At 69.6% G+C, this 18786-nt stretch carries 17 protein-coding genes; 10 read left to right on the forward strand and 7 right to left on the reverse strand.

Annotated elements, in window-relative coordinates:
• Nucleotides 1–21: 21 nt before the first annotated feature.
• From trxB to AC4D2O_RS02690, 4 genes are all read right to left on the reverse strand, one after another.
• A complete protein-coding gene (trxB, locus tag AC4D2O_RS02675; protein WP_490905182.1) occupies nucleotides 22–1074 on the reverse strand; it encodes a thioredoxin-disulfide reductase in 1053 nt (350 codons plus the stop codon).
• Between the two features lie 164 nt (nucleotides 1075–1238).
• The gene (locus AC4D2O_RS02680) at nucleotides 1239–2777 is read right to left on the reverse strand and encodes an ABC transporter substrate-binding protein (protein ID WP_490905036.1); all 1539 of its coding nucleotides are present in this window, start codon (nucleotides 2775–2777) and stop codon (nucleotides 1239–1241) included.
• A 50-nt stretch (nucleotides 2778–2827) separates the two neighbouring features.
• Entirely contained in the window at nucleotides 2828–4579 is a 1752-nt protein-coding gene (gene murJ / locus AC4D2O_RS02685) for a murein biosynthesis integral membrane protein MurJ (protein ID WP_490905037.1), read from the reverse strand.
• A 52-nt stretch (nucleotides 4580–4631) separates the two neighbouring features.
• Nucleotides 4632–5111 (reverse strand): NUDIX hydrolase, encoded by a 480-nt coding sequence (locus AC4D2O_RS02690; protein ID WP_490905038.1) that lies wholly within the window; start codon nucleotides 5109–5111, stop codon nucleotides 4632–4634.
• Nucleotides 5112–5291: 180 nt separating this feature from the next.
• On the opposite strand from AC4D2O_RS02690, the gene AC4D2O_RS02695 reads away from it, so the two are divergent.
• Both AC4D2O_RS02695 and AC4D2O_RS02700 read left to right on the forward strand, forming a co-directional pair.
• The gene (locus AC4D2O_RS02695) at nucleotides 5292–6737 is read left to right on the forward strand and encodes a CCA tRNA nucleotidyltransferase (RefSeq protein ID WP_490905039.1); all 1446 of its coding nucleotides are present in this window, start codon (nucleotides 5292–5294) and stop codon (nucleotides 6735–6737) included.
• A 5-nt stretch (nucleotides 6738–6742) separates the two neighbouring features.
• A complete protein-coding gene (locus tag AC4D2O_RS02700) occupies nucleotides 6743–7384 on the forward strand; it encodes a histidine phosphatase family protein (protein WP_490905183.1) in 642 nt (213 codons plus the stop codon).
• 47 nt (nucleotides 7385–7431) lie between these two features.
• On the opposite strand, the gene AC4D2O_RS02705 is transcribed toward AC4D2O_RS02700, so the two are convergent.
• Nucleotides 7432–7755, reverse strand: a complete 324-nt coding sequence (locus AC4D2O_RS02705) for a hypothetical protein (RefSeq protein ID WP_490905040.1) — start codon at nucleotides 7753–7755, stop codon at nucleotides 7432–7434.
• A 32-nt stretch (nucleotides 7756–7787) separates the two neighbouring features.
• On the opposite strand from AC4D2O_RS02705, the gene AC4D2O_RS02710 reads away from it, so the two are divergent.
• The 4 genes from AC4D2O_RS02710 (at nucleotide 7788) to AC4D2O_RS02725 (ending at nucleotide 12068) form a co-directional block, all read left to right on the forward strand.
• Nucleotides 7788–8117 carry a hypothetical protein gene (locus AC4D2O_RS02710; RefSeq protein ID WP_490905041.1) on the forward strand — a complete coding sequence of 110 codons (330 nt, stop codon included), beginning with the start codon at nucleotides 7788–7790 and terminating at the stop codon, nucleotides 8115–8117.
• A gap of 212 nt (nucleotides 8118–8329) precedes the next feature.
• The gene (gene mshA / locus AC4D2O_RS02715) at nucleotides 8330–9577 is read left to right on the forward strand and encodes a D-inositol-3-phosphate glycosyltransferase (protein ID WP_490905042.1); all 1248 of its coding nucleotides are present in this window, start codon (nucleotides 8330–8332) and stop codon (nucleotides 9575–9577) included.
• Nucleotides 9578–9607: 30 nt separating this feature from the next.
• Nucleotides 9608–10378 (forward strand): phosphatase, encoded by a 771-nt coding sequence (locus AC4D2O_RS02720; protein ID WP_490905043.1) that lies wholly within the window; start codon nucleotides 9608–9610, stop codon nucleotides 10376–10378.
• Between the two features lie 25 nt (nucleotides 10379–10403).
• Nucleotides 10404–12068, forward strand: coding sequence for a formate--tetrahydrofolate ligase (locus AC4D2O_RS02725; RefSeq protein ID WP_490905044.1), 1665 nt, complete (start codon nucleotides 10404–10406; stop codon nucleotides 12066–12068).
• Here the strand turns inward: AC4D2O_RS02725 and AC4D2O_RS02730 are convergent.
• Nucleotides 12065–12550, reverse strand: a complete 486-nt coding sequence (locus AC4D2O_RS02730; protein ID WP_490905045.1) for a DUF2306 domain-containing protein — start codon at nucleotides 12548–12550, stop codon at nucleotides 12065–12067. The genes AC4D2O_RS02725 and AC4D2O_RS02730 overlap by 4 nt on opposite strands.
• 94 nt (nucleotides 12551–12644) lie before the next feature.
• Here AC4D2O_RS02730 and AC4D2O_RS02735 point away from each other — a divergent pair, with 94 nt between their 5' ends.
• Nucleotides 12645–13298, forward strand: a complete 654-nt coding sequence (locus tag AC4D2O_RS02735; protein ID WP_490905046.1) for a MerR family transcriptional regulator — start codon at nucleotides 12645–12647, stop codon at nucleotides 13296–13298.
• A 52-nt stretch (nucleotides 13299–13350) separates the two neighbouring features.
• Here the strand turns inward: AC4D2O_RS02735 and AC4D2O_RS02740 are convergent, their stop codons facing one another.
• The gene (locus AC4D2O_RS02740) at nucleotides 13351–14436 is read right to left on the reverse strand and encodes an inositol-3-phosphate synthase (protein WP_490905047.1); all 1086 of its coding nucleotides are present in this window, start codon (nucleotides 14434–14436) and stop codon (nucleotides 13351–13353) included.
• Between the two features lie 196 nt (nucleotides 14437–14632).
• On the opposite strand from AC4D2O_RS02740, the gene AC4D2O_RS02745 reads away from it, so the two are divergent.
• Genes AC4D2O_RS02745 through AC4D2O_RS02755 form a run of 3 tightly spaced genes read left to right on the forward strand, consistent with a single transcriptional unit; the run spans nucleotide 14633 to nucleotide 18751 of the window.
• A complete protein-coding gene (locus tag AC4D2O_RS02745; RefSeq protein ID WP_490905048.1) occupies nucleotides 14633–16153 on the forward strand; it encodes a glycosyltransferase family 87 protein in 1521 nt (506 codons plus the stop codon).
• Complete coding sequence (locus tag AC4D2O_RS02750; RefSeq protein ID WP_490905049.1) at nucleotides 16150–17259, forward strand: lipid II:glycine glycyltransferase FemX; 1110 nt, start codon at nucleotides 16150–16152, stop codon at nucleotides 17257–17259. Before AC4D2O_RS02745 ends, AC4D2O_RS02750 begins: the two co-directional genes overlap by 4 nt.
• Before the next feature lie 46 nt (nucleotides 17260–17305).
• Nucleotides 17306–18751 (forward strand): phytoene desaturase family protein, encoded by a 1446-nt coding sequence (locus AC4D2O_RS02755; RefSeq protein WP_490905050.1) that lies wholly within the window; start codon nucleotides 17306–17308, stop codon nucleotides 18749–18751.
• Nucleotides 18752–18786 lie beyond the last annotated feature (35 nt).

Genomic DNA, 18786 nt, shown 5'->3' on the forward strand with positions numbered 1-18786 from the left:
TTGCTCCTTGAGGTTGGTCGATCAGAGGGACGCTGATTCGGAGACTGCTTCAGCCGGAGGCGTGGGCACGCGCGCCGCCGTCTCCGAGAGATTGACGGTGTCGGCGAGGTAGTGCTCGACGTCGAGTGCCGCAACACACCCGCTACCGGATGCCGTGATGGCCTGGCGGTAGGTCGGGTCGATGACGTCGCCCGCCGCGAACACGCCGGGGAGCGAGGTCTTGGAGGTACGCCCCTGGACGGCGATGGTCCCCTCGCTGGTCAGCTCGAGCTGGTCCTTCACGAGGTCCACGCGGGGATCGTTGCCGATGGCGACGAAGATGCCCGTGACCTCGACATCGCTCGTGCTCCCGTCGACCGTGCTCGCCACCTTGACGCCGGTGACCTTGTCGGCACCGTGGATCCCGACCACTTCGGAGTTCCACAGGAAGCGGATCTTCTCGTGCGCGAACCCGCGGTCCTGCATGATCTTCGAGGCGCGGAGGGTGTCCCGGCGGTGGATCACCGTGACGGAGCGGGCGAACTTCGTCAGGAAGAGGGCTTCCTCCATGGCGGAGTCGCCGCCGCCGACGACGGCGATGTCCTGGTCACGGAAGAAGAAACCGTCGCAGGTCGCACACCAGCTGACCCCGTGGCCGGAGAGCCGCTTCTCGTCATCGAGCCCGATCTCGCGGTACTCGGAGCCGGTGGAGATGATGACCGCCCGCGCGAGGAACTCCTCGCCCGTGGCGATGGTCAGCTTCTTGATGTCGCCGGACAGCTCCGCCGAGACGACGTCCTCGTACAGGATCTCCGTCCCGAACCGACGAGCCTGCTTCTCGAACTGCTCCATGAGGTCCGGCCCCATGACGCCGTCGGCGAACCCGGGGAAGTTCTCCACGTCGGTGGTGTTCATGAGTTCACCGCCGGCCTTGACGGAACTCGCGAGCAGGATGGGCTTCAGGTTGGCCCGGGCGGTGTAGACCGCTGCGGTGTATCCGGAAGGCCCGGACCCGACGATGACGACATCATGGATCTTCGGCTCCCCGGAGGGGCTCCCTGCAGGGGGCGTGTCCAGCTGGACATCGGTTTGCATTGTCACGTGTTCAAAGACCTTTCTGTCTTCTCATGCGCTGATACGGCCGTGCGGGTCATACCTGCGGACACTTCCGTCAACGGCCTCATGGGCAGAGATATTCCGTCGGAGGGTGCGGGGGCAGCCCTGATCCCGGTGTTGGCGTCCGTGGGGCAGGCGGTGGGTCAGCCGACCCGGATCTCGGCGATCCGGAGACCGAAGGGGTACTGGGCCTGGATGTTGAAGAGCCGGGGCAGCTGGGTGAAGTTGACGATGACGTAGCGCCCCGTCCGGGCACCGTCGGGGCCCTCGGGGATGGGGAGTGTCACGGTCGGCGCGGTGAACCCGCTCTGGGCGATCTGCTGCGCGCCCTCGAGGGTCGGCCGGTCGTTGACGAGCACGGAGAAGCTGCCACCGGCTCCGTTGAGCTGATCGATGGACACCTGCGAGATCGCTGATTCCTCCTCGAGTTCCACCACCAGGGCCAGGCTCGAGGCCAGGCCACCGAAGGTGTCGCTCGCGTAGACCTGATTGCCCCAGAAGGTCGTGGGATTGCCGTCGATGATCAGGGGCAGATTCGCGTCATTGGCGGCGTCGAGCGCCTGGTTGTCGGGCACCACGCGCGTGATGCCCGAGACGACGGGGGGCGCGGCCTCCGCCGCAGGCTCGGCCGACGGCGTGGCCGACGGTGCGGTGGTCGGGTCCGCGGTGGCGGCTGCGCTCGCCTCCGGTTTCGGACCTCCGCCGGCGACGGGATCCCCTCCGAAGAGGGAGCCGAGCTGCGTCGCGGCGAGGACGACGGCGACCACCAGGACGACACTGAGCACCACGCCAACGAGGACGCGGGTGAACTTGCGGCCACCGGAGTCGCCGTCGTCGTCGTCGTAGTCGTCGACGCGATCGGCGTCGTCGTAGCCGTCGTGCGCCGGATCGAAGGAGGGGTCGTCCTTGTGTTCGGACTTCGGGAAGATCGAGGCAGCCCGGGCGGGGCGCTGAGCGGTGACGGCGGACGCTGCTCCTACGGCGCCCGCACCGGCGACGGCGGCCCCGACCTGATGCGCGTCCTGACGCTTGTCCTGGGGCGCACTCTCGTCGCGGGAGTCCGCAGTGGAAGCTCCACCCGGTCGGCGACTCGGGGGCGGGGGCACGAGATGCGGGCTCGGGCGGCGCTCGGCCACGGGTTCCGCGGCGACCGGAGGCAGATCGGAGGTCTCGTCGGGCCTCGCCTCGCCCGAACCCCGGCCGAACCGCCGCGTGAGACCGGCGCGGCGGGGCTTCCGCTCCTGGCGGACGTCCTCGTGGTCCTCGTCGTCGCCGTACGTCTCGGGTTCGGTGGACCGAGGGCGGCCGAAGATCTCCGAGCCGAGGGTGTCGGTGAAGAACGGCTCGATGTACGGTGCGTGTTCGACGGGAGCTTCCTGCTGGACGATCAGGTCGAGCATGTCCGCTGCGGGAGTGCGATTGGTGACGAGGTAGGTGCCCGACTCGGTGATGCCGAGGTCCAGGACCTGGATGTTCCCGTTCCGGTCGCCGGTGGCCAGCTCACGGGCGCTCGCCGCCACCTGGGAGGCGTTGCGCGCCGATGCCACGAGGATGCTGACGGGCCGGTTGAGCACCTGGTCCACGCCGTCGAGCACGAGGTCCCTCTCAGCAGAGGCCAGCACGTAGGCGGTCACCTTGTAGCGACCACCCAGCACCGATCCGACGTCTACTGCTTCTGGCACGTGTTCCTCCCGGCGGACCATGGCTGATTTCTAACCATGCTACCGGTCGGTCACACGTTTCCCGGGCTGGACGGCCGGGCGCCGCTCCGGCGGAATCTCGCGAGAAGAGGTGCGAGGAAATCGTCCAGTTCGGTGATCCGGAGCAGTTTCAGCATCCCCAGGTAGACCACCGACATGACCAGACCGCCGGCCAGGAGCACCACGACGGCATTGAGCTTCGACTGCCAGACGAACCCCGCGGCGTCATAGCCGCCGAACATCCAGCTCAGCGCTGTGCCGGCCACGGCGGCGACGATGCCGGCGAGCGTGAGCCGTACGTGGACGTCGAAGACGTGCCCGGCGCCGTACCGCCCGATGCTGCGGGTGAGGAAGCGGTGGCTGACGACGACGGCGATCACGTTGCCGATGGAGTAGGCGGCCGCGAGCATCGGCACGATGAACCGCGGGTCGAACATGGCCGCTACCAGGGCGAGCACCACGCCGACGCCGGACAGGATGAGCTGGATCTTGAGCGGGGTCTTGACGTCCTCGCTCGCGTAGAACACTCGGGTGAGGAAGAAGTTGGCGCTGAGGAATGGTGCTCCCACGGCGAGGATCGCGATGATCACCCCGTTGATGGCTGCGATCTCGGGAGACTCGCTGAACAGCATGCCGAGAGGGCCCGCGAAGGTGAGCAGGGCCGCCGCGCCGAACACCGTCGCGACACCGATGATGCGCAGGCCCTGGGAGAGGGTGGCCCTGACCGACGGCAGGTCGCCGTCGGCGTGCGCGGACGAGAGCTGGTTGAACATGACCGTGGCGAGGGACAACGCGATCACCGCGTGGGGCAGCTGGTACACCATCGCGCCGACCTCGAGGTTGGTCGATCCTGCGATCTGGACGGGCGGATCCTGTGCGAGGAACCTCTGCCGCGCGTCGGCGGCGATGGTGGCGACGCGCAGGTTCACGAGGTAGAGGCCGTTGCCGATGAGCATGGTGACGATCGTGACCGACGCGAGCTTGCCGGTCCGGCCGAGCCCTGTCCCACGCACACCGAACCTCGGGCGCAGGCCCAGGTTCAGGCGCTTGAGCGGGATGAACAGCACGAGCGCCTGGATGATGATGCCGAGCGTGGTGCCACCCGCCAGGAGCAGGGTCTGCGTCGGGGTCCAGGTGTCCGGGCTGTGCCGTGCCGCCTGCTCGCCCCCCATGAGCACGATGAAGACCACCAGGAAGGCGATCGACACGATGTTGTTGACGACGGGCGCCCACATGTAGGGGCCGAAGGACCCGTTGGCGTTGAGGATCTGCCCGGTCACGGCGTAGATGCCGTAGAAGAAGATCTGCGGCAGGCACCAGTACGCGAAGACCGTGGTCAGCGCGAGGTTGGCGCCCGTGAAGCTCGTCGTCAGGGACACGATCACCGGGGCCGCGAGCGTCGCGAGCACGGTCAGCACGAGGAGGGCCGCTGCGGCGAGCGTGAGGAGCCGGCTGACGTAGTCCGCTCCGCGGTCGGGCAGGCGGCTCGCACGGATGATCTGCGGCACCAACACGGCGTTGAACACACCGCCTGCGAGCATCAGGTAGATGAAGTTCGGCAGGTTGTTCGCCGAGGTGAAGAGGTCCGACACCTGACCGGAGGCACCGATGGCGGTCGCGAGCAGCGCCACCCGGACCAGGCCGAGGAGCCGGGAGACGAGGGTACCGGCCGCCATGATGGCGCTCGAACGGGCCGTCGACCCGTTGCGGGGGGCAGAGGGATCGTCGCGGGCCGGCGGAGCGGCGTCCTGCAGGGGGGTCGAGGCTGTGTTGGTGTCAGACATCGTTCTCCATCGTCTCATCCATGCGGGGACGATGACGGCGTGCTGCACGAGCTCAGAGGTGCTCGGGCAGTACCTCACGGGCCAGGTCGGCGATCCGGCGTTCGTTGGGGAAGGACAGTTTGCGGCCGAGTTCCTGCAGGGGGACCCAGGCGACGTCGACGGCCTCGTGGTCCGGGTCGTTCTCGATGGTGAGATAGCCGCCGGTGGCGATCAGCAGGAAATGATGGACGGTCTTGTGCACCCGGTGGCCGCTGACGGTGAACCAGTAGTCGATGCTGCCGAGGGCGGAGACGATCCTTCCCTCGATACCGGTCTCCTCGGCGATCTCCCGGACGGCCGCTTCCTCGCTGTTCTCCACGCCTTCCGGGTGGCCCTTCGGCAGGCACCACTCGAGGCGGCCGCCGCGGTTCAGGCGCGCGATGATGGCGACGTCGAGCGTCTCCTTCGTGGTGTCCACGACGATCCCGCCGGCGGACACCTCCTCCACCGTGGGCAGCTGGTGCTGCACGGCAGGCATACCCGTGGTCCCCATTGACACAGTCAAGGGAGTGCGCTTGGGAGCACTTGGAACGGGTCGGTCCATGCGTCCACTCTAACGATCTTTCAGGAGCGTCGATGACGGCGCGACGCGGTGGACGCCGGTTCGTACAGCTTCCGCGCAGAGCCGTGCGCGGTGTGGGAAACGGTGCCGATCTGGCACCCTTAAGGGACTATGGCGCACCTGCTGGACACTTCGACACTCACCGCACCCCTTCCTCCCGTGGTCCTCGAGGTCGGTGAACTCTTCGACGCCGCGGGGCATGAGCTCTCGCTCGTCGGGGGGCCGGTGCGCGACCTCTTCCTCGGCAGGGTGTCGCCGGATCTCGACTTCACCACCGATGCCGACCCGGACCGGACCGTGGCGCTCATCAAGCGCTGGGCGGATGCCTACTGGGAGATCGGCCGGGCCTTCGGCACGATCGGCCTCCGCAAGGACGGCTACCAGATCGAGATCACCACGTACCGCGCGGAGGCCTACGATCCTGCGTCCCGGAACCCGACGGTCGCCTTCGGCACGAGCCTCGAGGAGGATCTGGTCCGGCGCGACTTCACCATCAACGCGATGGCGCTCAGGCTGCCCTCCCTCGAACTCGTGGATCTCTTCGGCGGTGTCAGGGACCTCCACGCGGGGGTCCTGCGCACGCCGGGCACGCCGACGTCGTCGTTCTCGGACGACCCGCTGCGCATGATGCGCGCTGCGCGTTTCGTGTCCCAACTGGGGGTGACCGTCGCCCCGGAGGTCGCCGAGGCCATGGGGTCGATGGCCGAGCGGATCTCGATCATCTCCGCCGAGCGCGTGCGCGACGAACTGGTCAAACTACTCCGGGGCGCGGAGCCCGACGCCGGGATCGACGTGATGGTGGACAGCGGACTCGCCGACCATGTGCTGCCCGAGGTGGCCGCGCTGCGCCTCGAGACGGACGAGCACCACCGCCACAAGGACGTCTACCAGCACTCGCTGACGGTCCTGCGCCAGGCCTGCGCCCTCGAGACGGGCGACGACGGCCCCGTGCCCGCGCCCGACGTCGTCCTGCGCCTCGCCGCGCTCCTGCACGACATCGGCAAACCCGCCACCCGGAGGTTCGAGCCGGGAGGCGCCGTGAGCTTCCGCCATCACGACGCCGTCGGTGCGAAGCTCACGGCGAAGAGACTCCGGGCGCTGCGGTTCGACAACGACACGGTCAAGGCCGTCGCGCGGCTCGTGGAACTGCACATGCGGTTCTACGGCTACGGGGAGGCCGGGTGGACCGACTCGGCGGTGCGGCGGTACGTGAGTGACGCCGGTCCTCTCCTCGAGCGGCTCCACCGCCTGACCCGCTCCGACGTCACGACCCGCAACCGCCGGAAGGCCGAGCGACTCTCCTTCGCGTACGACGACCTCGAGGCCAGGATCGCCGCGCTCGCGGAGCAGGAGGAACTGGCCTCCATCCGGCCGGACCTCGACGGCGAGCAGATCATGGCGCTCCTCGGCATCCGTCCCGGCCCCGTGGTGGGGCGCGCCTACCGGTTCCTCCTCGAGGAACGGATGGAGCACGGGCCCCACGACCCCGCGCAGGCCGAGACCAAGCTCCGCCAGTGGTGGAGCGAGCAGCCCGAATCCCAGGAGAGCACGCCTTGAAGCCGATGACTGGCGCAGCAGCACCCGATCTCACCCCCAGCGGCACACCCCTGCCGAAGCTCTGGCTCCTGCGCCACGGCGAGACGGAGTGGTCCAGGGACGGCCGCTACACCGGACTCACGGACCTCCCGCTGACGCAGCACGGGGAGGAGCAGGCGCTCGCCGCACGCCAGCACCTCGAGGGGATCGACTTCGGCCTCGTGGTGACCTCGCCCCTGCAGCGCGCGGTCCGCACGGCGGAGCTCGCAGGGTTCCCCGACGCCGAGGTCCTGCCGTTCGCGCACGAGTGGGACTACGGCGACAACGAGGGCAGGAACAGCGCGACGGTGCGCGAGGAGAACCCCGGCTACCTCATCTGGAACGACGGCGTCGCCAACGGGGAGACGCTGGACCAGGTCTCGGAGCGGGCCGATCGCGTGATCGCCCGGGTGCAGGCCGGCTGCGGCACCCCCGCCGACCGCGATCCAGGGGCGAAGCCCGTGGAGAACGCACTCCTCGTGGCGCACGGCCACTTCCTGCGGATCGTCGCCGCCCGGTGGCTGCAGTTCGGCGCGGTCGAGGGTCGCCGCTTCGTGCTCGGCACCGCCGCCGTCTGCGCCCTCGGCTGGGACAAGCGCACCCCGGCGATCGTGCACTGGAACCTCTAGCCGGCGGTCCTCCGCACCGAATTCGCCCTTTCGGGAAATAAACGCGATCAATTCTCCCGAAGGGCTATCCCCGTACCCATTTCATGGGGTAGCTTGAGTCTTGTGCCATTGGGCCTTCCCAACTCGACCATCGAGGGAAGACCCGGCCGCCCGACCGTGATATCGACGAAATGGAGGTGGAGATTGTGAATACCCTGCTCACCGGAGCCCTTGCCCGCAGCGCCGATCCCGCCTTCGTCATCCGTACGCACTAGGAAGTCGGCGCACCGGCACCAGCCGGCTGATCCCGTATCACCCCGCACCCGTGCGCGGCTTCCTTCCGCCATCCCTTTTCCGGCGGCATTTCTTTCTCTCCGCCATTCGTGGCTCATTCCTGCCTTCTTTCCATCTGGAGACTTTCATCATGTCCGATTCCCGGCTCATTCCTGCCCAATTCCTCGACAAACCCGTGCCACCCGTCGCACCGATTCCCGCGCGGGGTGAATTCATCCTGAGTGGGGCCCTGACTCCGCTCCCGTCCGGTAGCGATCCCGAGCAGGACCTGCAGGACCTGCAGGGCGTCCCGGCGGACCCCATGCCCGGCTTCCACCGCAGGAAGGAGGTGCAGCTGATGCTGAGGAGGTGGAGGAACGGTCTCTCGCTGTGGGGGCGGATCCTCTCGGCGCCGGCACCCGGCTCCCGGGAGGCCCGTGAGCGCCTGCTGCTGCCGAACCACTCGATGTACATCAAGTGACCGTCCCCGACCCGCGTCCGTGTCGATCGGCGGAGCCCGCGCCTCCAGCGCGGGCTCCGCTGCCCCGACCGCTACCGCCCTGTGTCGGCCGTCTCCCGTTGACGCAGGCATCGACCGGAATGTAGCGCGCCGACGGTGCGTTATACGGTGCGTTATATGGTCGTGGGGTTGACTCGGCCGGCGCCCATCCTGCCGGTCGGAGAGGAGAGGATGTGCCCGGCGTCAGGCGCGTGGCCATGCTGTCCCTGCACACCTCCCCGCTCGAGCAACCCGGAGCAGGCGATGCCGGCGGCATGAACGTCTACGTCAGGAGCACGGCGCTCGAACTGGCCGGGGTGGGGATCGACGTCGAGATCTTCACGCGGGATGCAGGAGAGGGCCGACCCAGCCGCGAGACTCTGCACGACGGCGTGGTGGTCCACCACCTCGAAGCCGGGCCGCGCCGCCGTATCCCGAAGGAGACACTCCCAGGCCTCACCGGGACCTTCGCCGACGCGTTCACCGACGTCGCCGACCTGCTCGCGGACGGTCACTTCGACGTCCTGCACTCCCACTACTGGGTGTCCGGGGCCGTGGGTCTCACCCTCAGCCGGGAGATGAACCTCCCGCTCGTCCACACCATGCACACCATGGCGAAGGTCAAGAACCTGCGCATGAAGGCCCTCGCCTCGCCGGAACCCGCGGACAGGGTGGCCGGCGAACAGGACATCGTGGACGGGGCGGCACGACTCATCGCGAACACCACCACCGAGGCCTCCGAGCTGATCTCGTTGTATGGGGCTGCAGCCGACCGCATCGACGTGGTGGCGCCCGGTGTGGACCTGTCCACCTTCCATCCCGGTGACCGGGACGCCGCGCGCGCCGGCCTCGCCGTCCCGCCGCACCAGTTCCACGTGGTGTTCGCCGGCAGGATCCAGAAGCTCAAGGGTCCGCAGGTGCTGGTCGCGGCGGCCGCCGAGCTCCGTCGACGCCGGCCGGACATCCCCCTCGCCGTCAGCATCCTCGGCTCGGGCAGCGGCTCCGAGGCGCTCGCGCTCCAGCCCGTCATCGACCACGCGGGCCTCACCCATGACGTGCGGCTCTACCCGCCGGTCACCGCGACGCATCTCGCCCAGTGGTTCCGGTCCGCCGACGCCGTGGTGATGCCGTCCTTCAGCGAGTCGTTCGGCCTGGTGGCCCTCGAGGCGCAGGCCTGCGGCACCCCGGTGATCGCCGCGAACGTGGGAGGGCTCCCGCAGGCCATCAGCGACGGTCGCAGCGGGCTCCTCGTGCACGGCCACTCCGCACGCCGCTGGGCGGACGCCCTGGAACGGCTGTACGACGACGAACGGCTCCGGGAGACGCTCGGCCAGGGCGCCGCGACCCATGCGCTCGCGTTCGGCTGGCAGCGCACCGCCCTGCTGACGGCGCAGAGCTACCGCACGGCCGTCGACCGTTTCTCCCCCGCCGCCGCGCGCTGAGCCCGCCGCGGGCCCCCCTAGGATGGAGGGGTGAATGCCGCCGAGCTTGCCGACTACCTCGACTCCGTCCGCATCACCGGCCAGGTGGCCACACCGCGGCAGGACAACCTGAAGCACATGCGCCTGTTCCTCGAGGGCAACGAGCACCTCGGGTTCGGGGTGGAGCTCACCCGGGAATGGAGCTTCGACGACGTCTTCGACCTCATGCACGAGCGCGTGGGCACGAGCCCGGACCGCGGACACACCGACGGCCAGGACACCATCGACGCGGCGAAATGCGTCGCGGCCCTGGACCGTCTCGCCAACCGCCTCGGTGCGTCGGCGCGCCGGAGCGAGCGCATCCTCTTCGCCACCGGCCATCCGGCTGGTCTGCTGCCCGTCCATGCGGCCTTCGCCCGCGCCGCTGCCGCCGCGGGGGCGGACGTCGTGCAGGTCCCCGAGGGGCGGCACTTCGGAGCCGGCGACATCCGCCAGGTATTCGGGGTCCTCGTCTGGCACCAGCACGGCGGCCTGATGCACACTCACTTCCCCGACCCCATGCGGCTGAGCCTCGAGACACTCGCCGAGCACGGCCTCGACGCACCGGACCTCGTAATCGCCGATCACGGGTGGGCGGGACAGGCCGCAACGTCGGGGATCCCCACCCTCGGCTTCGCCGACTGCAACGATCCCGGGTTGTTCGTCTCCGAGGCGCAGGGCCAGGTGGAGGTGGCGGTCCCGCTCGATGACAACGTATGCCCCGGACAGTACGCACCACTCATCGCCTACGTCCTCGAACGTGCCGGACTGCCGGCGGCATGACGACGCGCACTGGTATGTTGGCCGCATGAGCGATCTCGAGATTGCGCGCGCCGCCGCGGTCCAGCCCATCGAGGACATCGCGGACGCGGCAGGCATCCCGCGGGAGGCGCTCGAGTTCCATGGGCGCTTCAAGGCGAAGATCGACCCCCGGCTCCTGCCCGACGGCGGAACACGGGGCAAGGTGGTCCTCGTCACCGCTATGAGCCCCACCCCCGCCGGTGAGGGCAAGTCCACCTGCACCGTCGGGCTCGCCGATTCCTTGGCCCGGGCCGGCCGCAGCGTCATGATCGCGCTCCGCGAGCCGTCCCTGGGGCCCGTCCTCGGCATGAAGGGCGGGGCCACCGGCGGCGGGTACTCGCAGGTACTGCCGATGGACGAGATCAACCTGCACTTCACCGGCGACTTCCACGCCATCACGTCGGCGAACAACGCCCTCGCCGCGCTGATCGACAACCACATCCACCAGGGCAACGAGCTCGGTATCGATCCGCGGCGGATCACGTTCAAACGCGTTCTGGACATGAACGACCGGGCGCTGCGGGAGGTGGTGATCGGCCTCGGCGGTCCCGCGCAGGGCACCCCGCGCCAGGACGGCTTCGACATCACCGTGGCGTCCGAGATCATGGCGGTGTTCTGCCTGGCCACCGACCTGGACGACCTGAAGCGGCGGCTCGCCGACATCACCTTCGGGTACACCTTCGACCGTACGCCGCTGACCGTCCGGGACCTGCGGGTCGAGGGGGCGCTGGCACTGCTGCTCAGGGACGCACTCAAGCCGAATCTCGTGCAGACCATCGCCGGCACGCCCGCCCTCGTGCACGGCGGGCCCTTCGCCAACATCGCCCACGGCTGCAACTCGGTCATCGCGACGCAGACCGCCCGGCGCCTCGCGGACATCGTGGTCACCGAGGCCGGCTTCGGCGCCGATCTCGGCGCGGAGAAGTTCATGGACATCAAGGCGCGGGTGGCCGACGTGGCACCGGACGCCGTCGTCCTCGTCGCCACCATCCGGGCCCTCAAGATGCACGGGGGTGTCGCGAAGGCCGACCTGGCGCACGCGGACCTCGACGCACTCCGCGAGGGGACCGCGAACCTGCTCCGCCATGTGCGGAACATCCAGAAGTTCGGCGCGTCGCCCGTCGTCGCCATCAACCGGTTCGCCACCGACTCGCCGCAGGAACTCGACTGGCTGCTGGCATGGTGCGCAGGGGAGGGCATCGATGCCGCCGTCGCCGACGTGTGGGGGCAGGGAGGCGGCGGGCCCGGCGGCGACGACCTGGCCGCGAAGGTCCTCGCGGCCCTCGAACGGCCCGGCACGTTCGCACACCTCTACTCCCTCGACCTGCCCGTCGAGGACAAGATCCGGATCATCGTCCAGGAGATCTACGGTGGGGACGGCGTCGACTTCTCCGTGCCCGCCCTGCGCCGCCTCCGGGAGATCGAGGCGAACGGCTGGTCGGGGCTGCCCGTGTGCCTGGCGAAGACGCAGTACTCCTTCTCCGACGACGCGAGCCTGCTCGGCGCCCCGAAGGGCTTCACGGTGCACGTCAGGGACCTCATCCCGAAGACGGGCGCCGGTTTCATCGTCGCCCTCACGGGCTCGGTGATGACCATGCCCGGACTGCCGCAGGATCCCGCCGCGCTCCGCATGGACGTGGACGGTGAGGGGAACGCCGTCGGGCTGTCCTAGGCGTGCGACCCGGCGCGCGGGCGGGAGCCGGTGGGACGCCGGGGCCGGACCGTGAGGTAGACGGCGGAGACAGCGGCGGCGACGAGCGCCGCGGTGACCCCTGCCGTGCCGGGGTCGCTGCCCAGCAGCTCCGGGATGGACCGGGACGGGACGGTCGCGGCGAAGAGGAAGGCGATGAGGAGCCCCAGATAGCTGCCCGCCATGTTCATCGCGTGGGCCCGGATGTCCCGCCTCACCGCCGCCATGATCCCGAGGCTCACCGTGACGATCGTGAGCGCCGAGAGCCCGTGCAGCCAGCTGAAGTGCCCGTCGGACACGATCCAGAAACTGCTGCCGCAGACGTAGTACATGGACGCCGCCCAGCTGTAGCCGAGGAGGCGGTGCGTCCGGTCACGGCGGCGCCGGAGGAAGTTGATCGGTCCGACCAGCAGTGCGTACAGCGCGGCGATCACGTGGGTCGCCAGAAGCGGGGTCCAGTCCATATTCGAAGGATAGTTGTACTATCCGGTATTGGGTATCCGGATAGTGTCCATCGGATCGCCTATCCGGTGACGGTTCGATCGGGGAGGAGAGGCCATGCGACTCGCGCGACTCAGCGAGGTGTCAGGCATCAGCCCCGCGAGCATCAAGTTCTACCTGCGCACCGGTCTCCTGCAGCCGGGCGCGGTGATCAATCCGACGAGGGCGGACTACGACGACCGGCATGTGCGGCGGCTGCGCCTCATCCAGGGCCTGCGATCCACGGTGGGCCTCGGCCTCGAGGACATCCGTCGCATCATCGATGCCTCGGCGGGTGCGGAGGACTCGCCGGCGCAGCGGCTGGCGCTGCTGGCCACGGTGCAGTCGGTGGTCCTCCGGCTCGACGGCGATGCGGGTGCAGCCTCCGCCGCGGGTGACGCGCTGGTACGGGCGATGGCCTGGCCGGACGAGAACAGCGAGGCGCGCAGGGCCGTCGACCACCACCTCGCGGTGATGGATGCGGCCGGCGTCGGGGTGGGCGCCGAGGTCCTCGAGGCCTACGGGCGGGCAGCGGACGCGATCGCCGCCGTGCAGCTCGCCGCGACCGATCTGCAGGACTCCGTGGAGGATGTCGTGCTGACGGCGGCCGTCGGCATCCATCTGCACAACCAGCTCATCCTGAAGATCGTCGCCCTCGCCCAGGCCAGCCGGTCCATCAGGCGCTACGGCGCCGCCGGGGCCCGGGACGCGGCAGGGCCGGGACAGCCGTAGCATGTCCCGGCCCTGCCGTGCGGAAGCGCCCCGGCGGTCGAGCCCGCCGGGTCTAGCGGTCGATCTCGCCGCGGATGAAGGCTTCGACCTTCTCGTGGGCGATGTCGTCGGCGTACTGCTCCGGCGGGGACTTCATGAAGTAGCTGGACGCGGAGAGGATGGGGCCGCCGATGCCGCGGTCCAGGGCGATCTTCGCCGCGCGGATCGCGTCGATGATCACGCCTGCCGAGTTCGGGGAGTCCCAGACCTCGAGCTTGTACTCGAGCGACACGGGGGCGTCGCCGAAGTTGCGGCCCTCCAGGCGCACGAAAGCCCACTTGCGATCGTCGAGCCACGCCACGTAGTCCGACGGACCGATGTGCACGTCATCGGCGCGCAGCTCGGCCTTGACATTGGAGGTCACGGCCTGCGTCTTCGAGATCTTCTTCGACTCGAGGCGGTCGCGCTCCAGCATGTTCTTGAAGTCCATGTTGCCGCCGACGTTCAGCTGGTACGTCCTGTCGAGGGTGACACCGCGGTCCTCGAACAGCTTCGCCATCACGCGGTGGGTGATGGTGGCACCGATCTGGCTCTTGATGTCGTCGCCGACGATCGGCACGCCGGCCGCCGTGAACTTGTCGGCCCACTCCTTGGTGCCGGCGATGAACACGGGAAGGGCGTTGACGAACGCGACGCCGGCGTCGATGGCGCACTGGGCGTAGTACTTCGCGGCGTGCTCGGAGCCGACGGGCAGGTAGCAGACCAGGACGTCGGCCTTCGAGGCCTTGAGCTGGGCGACGATGTCGACGGGCTCCTCGTCGGATTCCACGATCGTCTCGCGGTAGTACTTGCCGAGGCCGTCGAGGGTGTGGCCGCGCTGCACGATCACGCCGGTCGGCGGGACGTCGGCGATCTTGATGGTGTTGTTCTCGCTGGCGCCGATGGCCTCGGCGAGGTCGTGGCCCACCTTCTTGCCGTCGACGTCGAACGCCGCGACGAACTGCACGTCCCCCACGTGGTACTTGCCGAACTCGACATGCATGAGGCCGGGGATCGCACCCGACGCATCCGCGTCCCGGTAGTAGTGCACTCCCTGCACCAGCGACGCGGCACAGTTGCCGACTCCAATGATTGCCACGCGAATGGGGTTCTGTCCCACAGTTCTCCTCGAAAGCCGTTGAATATGCCCCGCCCGTCATCGCCCCAGTGCGGTCGGCAGGAAATGCCAGTCTACGTTCCGTTTCCAACCGCGGTGGCGGTTCTCCCATTCCCGGGCCCGCCACCGGACCACGCCTGGTGCCCGGCAACGCCCCGGAATCCCGCGGCGAGGCACCGGCGACGGCTAGGCTCGGAGGATGACCTCGGGTGCGGGACGACGCGGACCGTACCGCATCAGCATCCCGAGCCGGGCCGACCCGCTGCTCCGGCCGCTCGTCGAGGGAGTCGGCGGACCGCTCGGCCGGCACGCCGATCCGGGGCGTGTCCCGCCCCACCGCTTCACGGTGGAGCGCGTGCTCATCCTCCTCACTGTCCTCTCGGCCGTTCTCGCTGTGATCGCCAAGAATCCCTGCCGCATCGACGGATGGACGGCACCCGACTACTTCTACCGCGCGTGCTACTCGGACTGGACCGAGCTCTACCAGAGCCGGGGCCTGGGCGAGGGGATCCGCCCGTTCATCACACCCGGCGCCCTCTTCGAGTACCCCGTCCTCCTCGGCCTGATCGCCTCCGCGACGGCATTCCTCGTGGACCTCGTCGCCGGCGATGCGTCAGCCACGACGAAGTCGCTCGTGTATTTCGACGTGAACGCCGTGTTCGTCGCCGCGGTCTGGATCCTGACCGTGCTGGCGACGCTCCGGCTCGCCGGCCGACGCCCCTGGGACGCCGCGATCGTGGCGGTCTCGCCGGTCATCATCCTCTCCGGCACCATCAACTGGGACCTGTGGGCGGTCCTGCTGGCGACGGCGGGCATGCTCGCCTTCGCACGCAACCAACCGGTGCTCGCGGGCGTCCTGTGGGGACTCGGCACGGCGGTGAAGCTCTACCCGGTCCTCATGCTCGGGGTGGTCCTGGTTCTGGCGATCCGCACCGGCAGGTACAGGCCCTGCGTCGCGGCCTTCGCGGGCCTGACCGTCACGTGGCTCGCGGTGAACGTGCCCTTCCTGCTCCGCGACCCGGCCGCCTGGGGCTACTTCCTCACCTTCTCCGAGACGCGCGACGCCGGGTTCTCCTCGGGCTGGTACGTGTACAACGCCCTCGCCCGTCAGGCCGGCGGCCCCGTGCTCCCCCCGGACGCCATCAACACGGGGGCCGCGGCCCTCTTCGCGCTCGCCTGCCTGGGCATCGCGGTCCTCGCGCTGCGGGCACGACGGCGTCCCCGCCTGGCGTCGCTCGCCCTCCTGGTCGTCGGTGCCTTCGTCCTGTGCAACAAGGTCTACTCGCCGCAGTACGCCCTCTGGCTCGTGCCGCTGATCGCGCTCGCCGTGCCACGCTGGCGCGTGGTCCTGGCGTGGCAGCTCGTCGAAGTACTCCACTGGTGGGCCGTCTGGCTCTACCTCGGAGCCCGGACGAGCGGAGGCGCGGCCGAGCACAATCTCGGCCTCGGGCTGTATGCCTGGGCGGTCATCGCCCATATAGTCATGACTGCATACGTTATGGGTGTGGTGGTGCGGGAGATCCTCGACCCGCGCCGCGACGTCGTGCGGCGTATCGGCATCGACGACCCGCAGGGCGGGGCCTTCGACCGGGCACCGGACCGGACGACGCTCCGCTGGAGGTTCCGCTGGAGGTTCCGCCCGCAGGCGTCCGGGACCGGCAGCCCTCCTCGGCTAGGGTTGCAGGACCACCGTCACCGACCAGCGGAAGATCACCAGTGAGCGCAGCACCCCTGACCTACACCCTCCTCGACACCTCCGCCTTCGAGGACCTGGCCGCTGCCCATCCGGACGTGGCGATCCCCCTGGAGCAGACCCCGCAGTGGATCGAGTTCGAGCGGGCCCTCGGACGCGCACCGCTGGGTATCTGGGCGTACACGGATGCAGCAGGGGCCCTCGTGGCCACGGCGAGCTTCGTGCACGTGGTGCGCCGGTTCAGGGAGTCCGTGGTGGTGGTCAACGGCCCGGTGTGGTTCGCCGAGCGCACGCCCGCCGCCGAGCGACTGCTGATGGAGACCGTACGGGAGCAGTTCCGGAAGCACCCCGCGGTCACCCCCCTGTACGTGCGGATGCAGGTCGCCACCCTGCAGGCGCCGGCCACCGGGCCCATCGAGCACGGATGGTACGAGCGGGAGATCGTGGTGGACCTGACGCCGAGCGAGGCCGATCTCCTGAAGAGCTTCCGCCCGAACGCCCGCAACAGCATCCGCCGGGCACAGCGCAACGGCGTGGAGGTCAGGAACATTCCCCGTGAGGAATGGACGGACGTGTTCGCGGCCGAGCTGTTCCCGATCATGCAGGAGACCGCGGCCCGGGACGGCTTCCAGGCCTTCGACTCCTCCTACTACGAGACACTGCTGTCCGTACTCGGCGACCACCTTCGGCTCCTCGTGGCCTACCGCGACGGGGTGGCGCTCAGCTGGCTCATCACCACCGAGTACCGCGGCTACTCCGTGTATTACTTCGCCGGCAGCACCCTCGAGGCCCGCTCCACGTTCGCGCCCTACCTGCTGCTGTGGGAGGCGTTCCGCGTGCTGAAGGCCGCCGGCAACACGGCCTGCGGGCTGACGGGGATCGCCAGCGAGAACTACCCCGGGCTCGCGAACGTCACCACCTTCAAGCGCAACTTCTCGAAGAACGTGGTGGTGGTCCCCACCACCTACGACATCCCCCTGGATCCCGGTCGCTACACCGCCGTCGCAGCGCTGCTCGCCACGCGCCGCGCGGCGCCGGGGGCCGCGCGTGCCGCCGTCCGGCGTGCAACGGGTCTCGCGTGGCGGATCGGGGGGAGGCGGGGCGCGGTCGGCGCGTCCGCCGGGCACAGCTAGCAGGGCCCGGCGGGGACGGACCCCGGCGGGCGGGAGAGGAAGCCTCATGCCAGATGTCGTGGTCGTCGGTGCGGGCCCGAACGGACTCGCAGCCGCCGTCGTCATGGCGCGCGCCGGACTCTCGGTGCGCCTCCACGAGTCCGCGCCGACGATCGGCGGCGGCTCGCGGTCCCTCCGGCTCATGGACGAGGAGCATCTCCACGACTTCTGCTCCGCCGTCCACCCGATGGCCCTCGCCTCGCCGTTCTTCCGGGACTTCGAGCTGAGCCGGCGCATCGGCTTCGCGGTCCCCGAGGTCTCCTTCGCCCACCCGCTGGACGGCGGCCGGGCGGGGGTCGCCTACCGGAGCCTGCAGCACACCGTTGCGGGGCTCGGGGTGGACGGCGAAGCCTACCGCCGGCTCCTGGGGCCGCTCACCGAACGGGAGCAGGGCATCCTCGCCTTCACGCTGAACTCCGTGCTGCGCATCCCGAAGAAGCCCGGGGCGGCCGTGCGCTTCGGCCTCGCCGTGCTCGACCAAGGGCTTCCCTCCTGGAACCGCCGCTTCAGCACCGACGAGGCCCGGGCCCTGGTCACCGGCGTCATGGCGCACCCCGTGGGGACGCTGCCCTCGCTGACCGGTGCCGGGGCCGGCCTGGTGCTGAACCTCCTCGCGCACACGGTCGGGTGGCCCATCCCCGTCGGCGGCTCGCAGTCCATCGCCGACGCGCTGGCCCTCGATCTGCAGGAGCACGGCGGCGAGATCGTGACGGACAGCAGGATCGAGACCCTCGCCGAGGTGTCGGACGCAAGCGCGGTCCTCCTCGACGTGGCACCGAAGACCTTCCGGTCGATGTCCCGCGGCCGGCTCCCGGCGGCCTACGCGGCCGCCCTGTCCGCCTTCACCTACGGCAACGCGGCCTGCAAGGTGGACTTCATCCTGTCCGGTCCCGTGCCCTGGACGCACCCCGAACTGCACCGGGCGGGGACGGCGCACCTCGGCGGGACGCGCGAGGAGATCGCGGCCGGCGAGAAGCAGGTCAGGCAGGGCAGGCACCCGGACAGCCCCTATGTCCTCCTGTCGCAGCCGTCGTCGTTCGACCCCACCCGCGCGCCGGAGGGCCGGCACACGCTCTGGACCTACTGCCACGTCCCGCGCGGCTCCACGCGGGACATGGCCGAAGCCATCACCGCGCAGATCGAGCGGTTCGCCCCCGGCTTCCGGGACGTCGTCGTCCGGAGCCACACCACGACGGCGAGCGCGCTCGAGGCCTACAACGCCAACTACGTGGGCGGCGACTTCAGCAGCGGCGCCGTGAACCTGCGCCAGATCGTCGCCCGGCCCGTGCCGTCCCTGCAGCCCTGGGCGACGCCGATCAAGGGCGTCTACCTGTGTTCACAGTCCACGCCGCCCGGGCCGGGCGTCCACGGCATGGCCGGCCTCGCTGCGGCGAGGCTCGCACTGAAGCGCGAGTTCGGGCTGCCCGTGCCCACCCTGGGACTGCAGCCCTGACCCGGGGAGGCTCGCCGGGTCAGGGCGGGTGACCC

It is taken from the genome of Arthrobacter sp. TJ-238 (genome assembly GCF_058269215.1).

Bases quoted from the DNA above. Each gene is read 5' to 3' on its own strand.
- AC4D2O_RS02730 (WP_490905045.1), bottom strand. From the start codon at position 12,550: ATGGACTGGACCCCGCTTCTGGCGACCCACGTGATCGCCGCGCTGTAC.
- AC4D2O_RS02735 (WP_490905046.1), top strand. From the start codon at position 12,645: ATGCGACTCGCGCGACTCAGCGAGGTGTCAGGCATCAGCCCCGCGAGC.
- murJ (WP_490905037.1), bottom strand. From the start codon at position 4,579: ATGTCTGACACCAACACAGCCTCGACCCCCCTGCAGGACGCCGCTCCG.
- AC4D2O_RS02705 (WP_490905040.1), bottom strand. From the start codon at position 7,755: ATGAGCCACGAATGGCGGAGAGAAAGAAATGCCGCCGGAAAAGGGATG.
- trxB (WP_490905182.1), bottom strand. From the start codon at position 1,074: ATGCAAACCGATGTCCAGCTGGACACGCCCCCTGCAGGGAGCCCCTCC.
- AC4D2O_RS02695 (WP_490905039.1), top strand. From the start codon at position 5,292: ATGGCGCACCTGCTGGACACTTCGACACTCACCGCACCCCTTCCTCCC.
- AC4D2O_RS02745 (WP_490905048.1), top strand. From the start codon at position 14,633: ATGACCTCGGGTGCGGGACGACGCGGACCGTACCGCATCAGCATCCCG.
- AC4D2O_RS02690 (WP_490905038.1), bottom strand. From the start codon at position 5,111: ATGGGGACCACGGGTATGCCTGCCGTGCAGCACCAGCTGCCCACGGTG.
- AC4D2O_RS02700 (WP_490905183.1), top strand. From the start codon at position 6,743: ATGACTGGCGCAGCAGCACCCGATCTCACCCCCAGCGGCACACCCCTG.
- AC4D2O_RS02725 (WP_490905044.1), top strand. From the start codon at position 10,404: ATGAGCGATCTCGAGATTGCGCGCGCCGCCGCGGTCCAGCCCATCGAG.
- AC4D2O_RS02710 (WP_490905041.1), top strand. From the start codon at position 7,788: ATGTCCGATTCCCGGCTCATTCCTGCCCAATTCCTCGACAAACCCGTG.
- AC4D2O_RS02755 (WP_490905050.1), top strand. From the start codon at position 17,306: ATGCCAGATGTCGTGGTCGTCGGTGCGGGCCCGAACGGACTCGCAGCC.